Here is a 6,549-nt window from a genome sequence, read left to right as displayed (position 1 = left end):
TCTCAAGCGCGCCTGACAATATCCAGCCCATCGCCGGTACGGGTGGCCCGCACGAAGGCCCGATCACCGACACCTCCAACCCCGGCGAGACCTGGCTCTGACAACCAAGAAAGGCGCTGACATGATCCCGGCCGCGGCGCACAGCAGTGCACCCGACACCATGGCCCAGGCCAGTGCGGCATTGCAGGAGGTCGTTCCCCGCCTGGTCGCCCTGGTACGCAGCATCCCCGACCCCCCCACGCCGTCTCGGTCGGAGCATGGACGGTCGGCGATGTCGCGGCTCACCTGACTCATGTCTTCCACTTCGACGCCGACGCCATCGCCGCACGACCGGTCCCCGACGCCACGGTGACGCCGGCCGGCATGGCCGAGGTCAACGCCAAGATGCTGGCCCAGGACGGCCAACGGGCCCCATCCGTACTCGCAGCCCGCATCGCCACGCTCGCCGGCGAGTTCGACGCCATCGCCTCACGTTCGCAAGCAGCCACGGTCGACTGGCTGCAAGGCACCCCCTGCCGCCGTCGGCGGTGGCGTGTCACCTGCTCGAGGAATGCCTGATCCACGGCCACGACATCGCCACGGCCACCAGGCGCCCGTGGCCGATCCAACGCCACCACGCCCTGCTCGCGATCGAGCGCGGCGTGCTGCCGCTCATCGCGGCACTGCCGCCCACGGCCTTGGTGAACCAGGACAAGGCCGGATCCTTCCGAGCCCGCTTCGATCTGCGCCTGCGTGGCGGCGGACGCACGCTGATGGTCTTCGACCGCGGCTCATTGACCCTCGGCCCGGGACCCGCACACGACGTCGACGCCCACCTGTCCGCCGACCCTGCGGCTCTCATGCTGGTGTTCATCGGCCGGCAAGGCATAACCAAACCGCTTCTGGGCGGAAAACTTGCCGCTTGGGGCCCTCGGCCCTGGAAGCTCGCCCGCATGCTCACCGCCATCAGCCCGCCATAGGGCCGGTCGCCGCACAACCGACCAGCACTATAGACAACGCCAACTCCTCGGGTCTCGGCCGAGCGTCACCGACTTTGTCAAAGCCCCGAGCTTGCCGGACCCGGACACCAGCGGCGTCAGACCAGCCGTTGATCAAATCTTGCTCGCTCAATCCCTCGGGCTTCTTGCGTGCCCTCAGCCGGCTGCCCTTGCTCGCGGTGCCGCCTTGCTCGCGGTGCCGCCTTCCAGACGCCAGGGGGTGCTGGGCTTCCTCGTTCATCGTCGCACTGCTGGCCAGCCCCGCCAGCCGGGCATGCAGACCACTTCGCGCATGTGCAGACGACTTCGAAAACTGACACCCGCCATCCCCCGCCATCCCCCGCCTGTGCCCTTCAGCACGCACCGCACAGGCAGCACCACCTGCGGCTCCGAGCAGCGGCAGCAATGCTTCGCGAAACCCTCTACCTCCCCTGCCGATCATCGCGCTAACGTCAGACCTCTGATCCACGCCATGGGCACCGCAGTGCCGAAACATTCCTTCCACCCCCCAGCAGAAGACCCCTAGGAGGAAGAGCCGTGAGCTCTGGCAAGAAGATCTGGTCGGCGGCCCTGCTCGCCACCGCCATGCTGGCGGTCACCGCGGCCTGCGGCAGCGGCGGGAGCACCGACGGCAAGGTCAAGCTGCGCTTCGCCTACTGGGGCAGTGACGCGCGCCGCGAGATGACCGAAGCGGCGATCACGAAATTCGAGGCGAAAAACCCGACCATCGACGTCGAGGGCGAGATCTCCGACTTTCCCAGCTACTACGAGAGACTGGCCACACAAGTCGCCGGCCGGGACGCGCCCGACGTCATGACCCTGGAAATCCGCGCCCTGCGCGAATATGCCGAACGCGGCACACTGGCCGACCTGGCCTCCAAGGTCAGCGCCGCCGACATCGACGCCAAAATACTGGCGACCGGCGTCGTCCACGGCAAGCAGTACGCCATCCCCAGCGGCGTCAACTCCTTCGCCATGGTGGTCAACCCCGCCCTGGTCAAGCGCGCCAAGGCCACGCTCCCCGACGACAGCTCGTGGACCTGGGAGGACTTCGTCGACCTCTGTTCCCAGGTCACCGCCGGCACCAGCGGCAAGATCACCGGCACCCAGCTGTCCTGGAACCCCGCGTACCTGCAGATCTACGCCGCGCAGAAGGGCGAGCAGCTCTACACCGGCAACAAGATCGGCGTGTCCCCCCAGACCCTCAAGGACTGGTGGGCCATCACGCAGGACCTGATCAAGACCAAGGGCTCCCCCACCGCCGACAAGAGCTCCGAACTGTACGACGCCGGCATCGAACAGACGCTGATCGGCACCAACACCGGCGCCACGAGCATGATCTGGACCAACGTCCTCGGCGCGGCTGCCAAGGCATCGGGCCAGGAGCTCGACCTCATACGCATGCCGAAGATCGAAGGCGCCACGACCAGCGGCATGTTCCTGCAGCCCGCCATGTTCTACACCGCCTCCGCCAGGTCGGAGCACGCGGCCGAGGCCGCGAAGTTCATCGACTTCATGATCAACGACGCCGAAGCCGGCCAGATCATCCTCAGCGACCGCGGCCTGCCCGCCAACGCCAAGGTGCTGTCCGCCGTCAGCGCCAAACTTCCGGACGCCGACCAGAAGACCCTGGCGTTCGTGAACGAGGTCCGTGGCGAACTGGCCGAGCCGCCCGCCGCCCCTCCCAAAGGCTCCAGCGCCATGGAAGGCATCCTCAGGCGATACTCCGAGGAGGTCATCTTCAACCGGATGACGCCCGACGAGGCCGCGCAGAAACTCATCACCGAGGCCAACGCCCTGCTCGCCGGCTGACCGCCGGCACCACGCGCGGGGGCACGCGGCGTCAACCGCCGCGCCCCCGCCCGCCCGGCGCGGAAGACGACGCCCCGCACGCTCCCGGCCCTCGCCGGGCGGATCCGTTCGGGAGGGTGCGTGGGATGCCGCCGTCATCCGCTCGGCACGCTCGTCAGCGGTTCACGACGTCCCCCTCGCGGCGGCAGCCGCCTCCACCGGGCACCGGGCCGTCCCTTCAGGCGGAAGCCGCCTCCACCGGACGCGGGCCACCCTTCACGTAGAAGAGAGCACCCGGCTTGCGAGCCTCCCGGCGAATCCTCGACACCGCGAGCTTGCAGGTCACCTCCTTGATCGCCGCACCCACGCGACCGCCGACGTAAACGTTGACCGCCGTGTCGTCCTTACGGGCGAACTGTCGTACGCCCACACGCCGGCCGATGCTGACACACGCCCCGGAGAACGCCAGATCGATCACCGCCGGTTCGGTCCCCGCGATGCGGCTCAGCACGGTGTCGGCGGCCTGCGCCCCCAACGGACCCGCCGCGTAGCAGCTCATCCGCAGCGGCCGGCCCGATGGCGAAGCAGCATCCCCCGCCGCGACCACGCGGTCGTCATCGACGCTGGTCAACGTCTCGTCCGTGAGCAGCCGGCCGAGCCCGTCGGTGCGCAGCCCGCTCGCCGCCGCCAGCTCCGGCACACCGAAACCAGCCGCCCAGATGGTCAGCCCGCTCGCACGCACCCCGCCGCCGGCGAGGACGACCTCGCCCGGCCGCACCTCGCTCACCACCGCGTCCTCGATCACCGCCACACCCTGCCGGGACAGCCCCTTGGCGACGTGCCGGCGACCCGGCTCGCTGAACGACGGCGCCAGAGTCCCGCCACACACCAGAGTGACGCTGCGTCCCCGCTCGGCCAGCTCGGCCGCCGTCTCGATGCCGGTCAGCCCACCTCCGACCACGGTGACCGGAGCATCGAGCGGCAGCTCCCCCAGCCGGGCCCGCAACCGCCGCGCGGACTCGAGCTCGGAGACGTCGAACGCGAACTCGGCCGCGCCGGGCACCGACGACGGTATGGCTCCCCTGCTGCCTACCGCGTAGATGACATAGTCGTAATCCAGCGCGCGGCCCGACTCCAGCCGCACCGTGCGAGCGGCGGTGTCGATGCACGCGGCGCTGTCGACCACGAGCCGGACGCCCTCGCCGAGGAGCGTCCCGTAGTCGACCGTGGCCTCGCCGGTCCCGGCCACGAACTGGTGCAGCCGGACCCGGTCGACGAACTCCGGCCGCGCATTGACCAACGTGATGTCGACGTCGCCCCGCAACCGCAGATGGTTGGCCGCGAACGTGCCGGCGTAACCGCCACCCAGGACGACGACCTTGTGACGTGCAGGAAGTCCGGTCATGGTGAGATTCCCTTCTCGAACGAGGTTCGGTGGCCACGAAAACCACGGCCGCCGAGACGATCACCCGTTCCTCGGCGGCCGCCCGCATACCGTCCGGGCCACCGCGGAACGGCTCACCAGAACGACAACGCAACCCGTCCGAATGTGAGGCGACCCGCCGACCTCACAGTTCACCTCCCCGTCTTGTCGAACCGGTGAGGACGGTACGAGCGAAGGAAGTGCGGCACCACCATGACCACCCCACCCGAGCCAGGACACCCCGGGCCGGACCCCGGCTTGAGCGCGATCATGAGCGAACGGCGCCGGCTGATCAATCTCGCGTACCGGCTGCTCGGCTCGCTGGCCGACGCCGAAGACGTCGTGCAGGAGACCTATGCCCGCTGGTACGCCATGTCCCGGCAGCAGCAGGACGCCATCGACTCCCCAGGCGCCTGGCTGTGCAAGGTCGCCAGCCGCATCTGCCTCAATCTGCTCTCCTCCGCCCGGGCCCGCCGCGAGACCTACGTCGGCGAATGGATCCCCGAACCGCTGCCCGAACCCACCGAGTGGACCGACGCGCGGCCCGGAGGCGACCCGGCCGACCGCGTCACCCTCGACGAGTCGATCAACATGGCCTTCCTCGTCGTGCTCGAATCCATGACCCCGGCCGAGCGCGTCGCGTTCATCCTGCACGACGTCTTCCGCTACCCCTTCGCCGAAGTGGCCGAGATCGTCGGCCGCACCCCGGCGGCCTGCCGCCAGCTCGCCTCCTCGGCCCGCCGCCGCCTCCGCGCCGCGCGAACGCCCGCGACACCGCCGTCCCGGCAGGCCCGGATCGTGCGGGACTTCAAACAGGCGTGGGAAGCCGGAGACATCGACGCCCTCATCACCCTCCTCGACCCCGACGCCACCGCGACCAGCGACGGCGGCGGCCTGGTCAGCACCGCACTCCACCCGGTCGAAGGCGCCGAGCAGATCCTGCGCTCCCTGGTCCATCTCGAGAGCAGGCTGCGCAACCTGACGCTGGTGGAGCGTATGGTCAACGGCCAGCCCGGCCTGATCGCGCAGGAGGACGGCGTCACCGTGACGGTGTACGCGTTCGAGGTGGCGGGCGACCGGATCAAGCACATCTGGGCGATCCGCAACCCCGACAAGCTTCGCCCGTGGACGTCAGCCCCACAACCTTAGGAGATCCATGAGCCGAGCAGTCCGGTCCCCGTCGTCATGAGGTTCGGCATACGGCCGACGCCTTTACAAAGTAAGCCAGGTCGCGGCCGGTCGGGTTGAACCTGCGACCGCCGGCGCGCGTACCTGGGCATGGTCGCTCAGCCACCGCTCAGGCCTCAGAAAGTTGCGCGAAATGAAGCATTTACGAATCATTGCGGCGTCCAGCCTGATTTTCCTGGGCGTGAGCCTGGCCGCGCTCACCATCTTCGCTCCGGCGCCGAGCAGCACCGCAACCGCCGCCCACCACCACGGCGCTCAAGCCGCCGCCGACACGCCTTTGCCCGCGGCCGGCCTGGACCGCATTCTCGCCGCTGCCGAATGCGACCGGCCGGCGGTCCAGGTCGACGCGACGGAACTGCGCCAGGTGTCCTGCCAGACCGATGCCGGCCGCTACGTCATCATGACCTTCACCGCGCGGTCGGGGCAGGACGCGTGGCTCGAGGAGGCCCAGGCCTACGGCGGAACGTATCTCATCGGTGACCGATGGACCGTCGTGTCCACCCCCGACCTCCTGACCGGCCTCCATGCCCGGCTCGGCGGCCGCATCGAGAACCACCAGCACTGACGGGGTGGAGGAGCCCCGAACGGCGGCGCGCCACCGATCGCGTGGCTCCCTCCCGGGACCGTCGGCATCCCCGGGAACGTGCAGCCGGCAGAGCCGGCCGTCCTGGCGATCAGGCGTCACCTGCGGCGGTTTCGTCCCGCCGGGTTCCGACCGCGCCCAGGTTGAGCGGAGCGCCGCGGCCAGGCCGATCGGAACGGACAGGGCCAGGGTGGGAGCGGACAGCGGCAGCAGGTGACGCAGCGCCGTCAGGCAGCCTGCCCACAGCCCGTTCCGTTCGAGGAGCCACCGCCTGCGCCGTGGGATCGAGGTCTCCTCGGTCGTCATGCCGGTAGTGCACCACGTGCCTCTTACAACCCGCTTTCACCGGCGGACGGCGGGCCGTAGGTCCATGCCTCCTGCTCCACCGCAGCGTGCCGGGGCCCGCGACGGACGTGCCTCCGTCGCGGGCCCCGGCAGGCGCAGGTGGCGCAGGAACCGGTCAGACTTCTTCCACGCTGCTCGGCTCGCGCCGGGACAGGTCGATACCGAGCTCCTCCGCGGCGCGGAAGACGTCCTCGTCGGTGTCACGCATCTCGATGGACATGCCGTCGCTGGAAAGCACCTCG

At 69.6% G+C, this 6,549-nt stretch carries 6 protein-coding genes; 5 read left to right on the top strand and 1 reads right to left on the bottom strand.

From position 1 onward, the window contains the following. Positions 1-363: 363 nt before the first annotated feature. The 3 genes from E1292_RS48865 (at position 364) to E1292_RS48855 (ending at position 2,789) form a co-directional block, all read left to right on the top strand. Positions 364-558 carry a hypothetical protein gene (locus tag E1292_RS48865; RefSeq protein WP_132606634.1) on the top strand — a complete coding sequence of 65 codons (195 nt, stop codon included), beginning with the start codon at positions 364-366 and terminating at the stop codon, positions 556-558. Positions 559-641: 83 nt separating this feature from the next. Then, on the top strand, positions 642-959 hold the full coding sequence (locus tag E1292_RS48860; RefSeq protein ID WP_132606633.1) for an SCP2 sterol-binding domain-containing protein: 318 nt from the start codon (positions 642-644) through the stop codon (positions 957-959). Positions 960-1,514: 555 nt separating this feature from the next. Then, positions 1,515-2,789 (top strand): extracellular solute-binding protein, encoded by a 1,275-nt coding sequence (locus E1292_RS48855; protein ID WP_132606632.1) that lies wholly within the window; start codon positions 1,515-1,517, stop codon positions 2,787-2,789. A 217-nt stretch (positions 2,790-3,006) separates the two neighbouring features. Here the strand turns inward: E1292_RS48855 and E1292_RS48850 are convergent, their stop codons facing one another. Next, complete coding sequence (locus E1292_RS48850; RefSeq protein WP_132606631.1) at positions 3,007-4,173, bottom strand: NAD(P)/FAD-dependent oxidoreductase; 1,167 nt, start codon at positions 4,171-4,173, stop codon at positions 3,007-3,009. 231 nt (positions 4,174-4,404) lie between these two features. Here E1292_RS48850 and sigJ point away from each other — a divergent pair, with 231 nt between their 5' ends. Together sigJ and E1292_RS48840 are read left to right on the top strand one after the other, a co-directional pair. Continuing rightward, the gene (gene sigJ, locus E1292_RS48845) at positions 4,405-5,340 is read left to right on the top strand and encodes an RNA polymerase sigma factor SigJ (RefSeq protein ID WP_132606630.1); all 936 of its coding nucleotides are present in this window, start codon (positions 4,405-4,407) and stop codon (positions 5,338-5,340) included. A 163-nt stretch (positions 5,341-5,503) separates the two neighbouring features. Continuing rightward, the gene (locus tag E1292_RS48840) at positions 5,504-5,944 is read left to right on the top strand and encodes a hypothetical protein (protein WP_132606629.1); all 441 of its coding nucleotides are present in this window, start codon (positions 5,504-5,506) and stop codon (positions 5,942-5,944) included. The last annotated feature ends 605 nt before the right edge of the window (positions 5,945-6,549 follow it).

This window comes from Nonomuraea deserti (assembly GCF_004348685.1).
Taxonomy (GTDB): domain Bacteria; phylum Actinomycetota; class Actinomycetes; order Streptosporangiales; family Streptosporangiaceae; genus Nonomuraea; species Nonomuraea deserti.
This window is presented reverse-complemented; position numbering and strand designations above follow the sequence as displayed.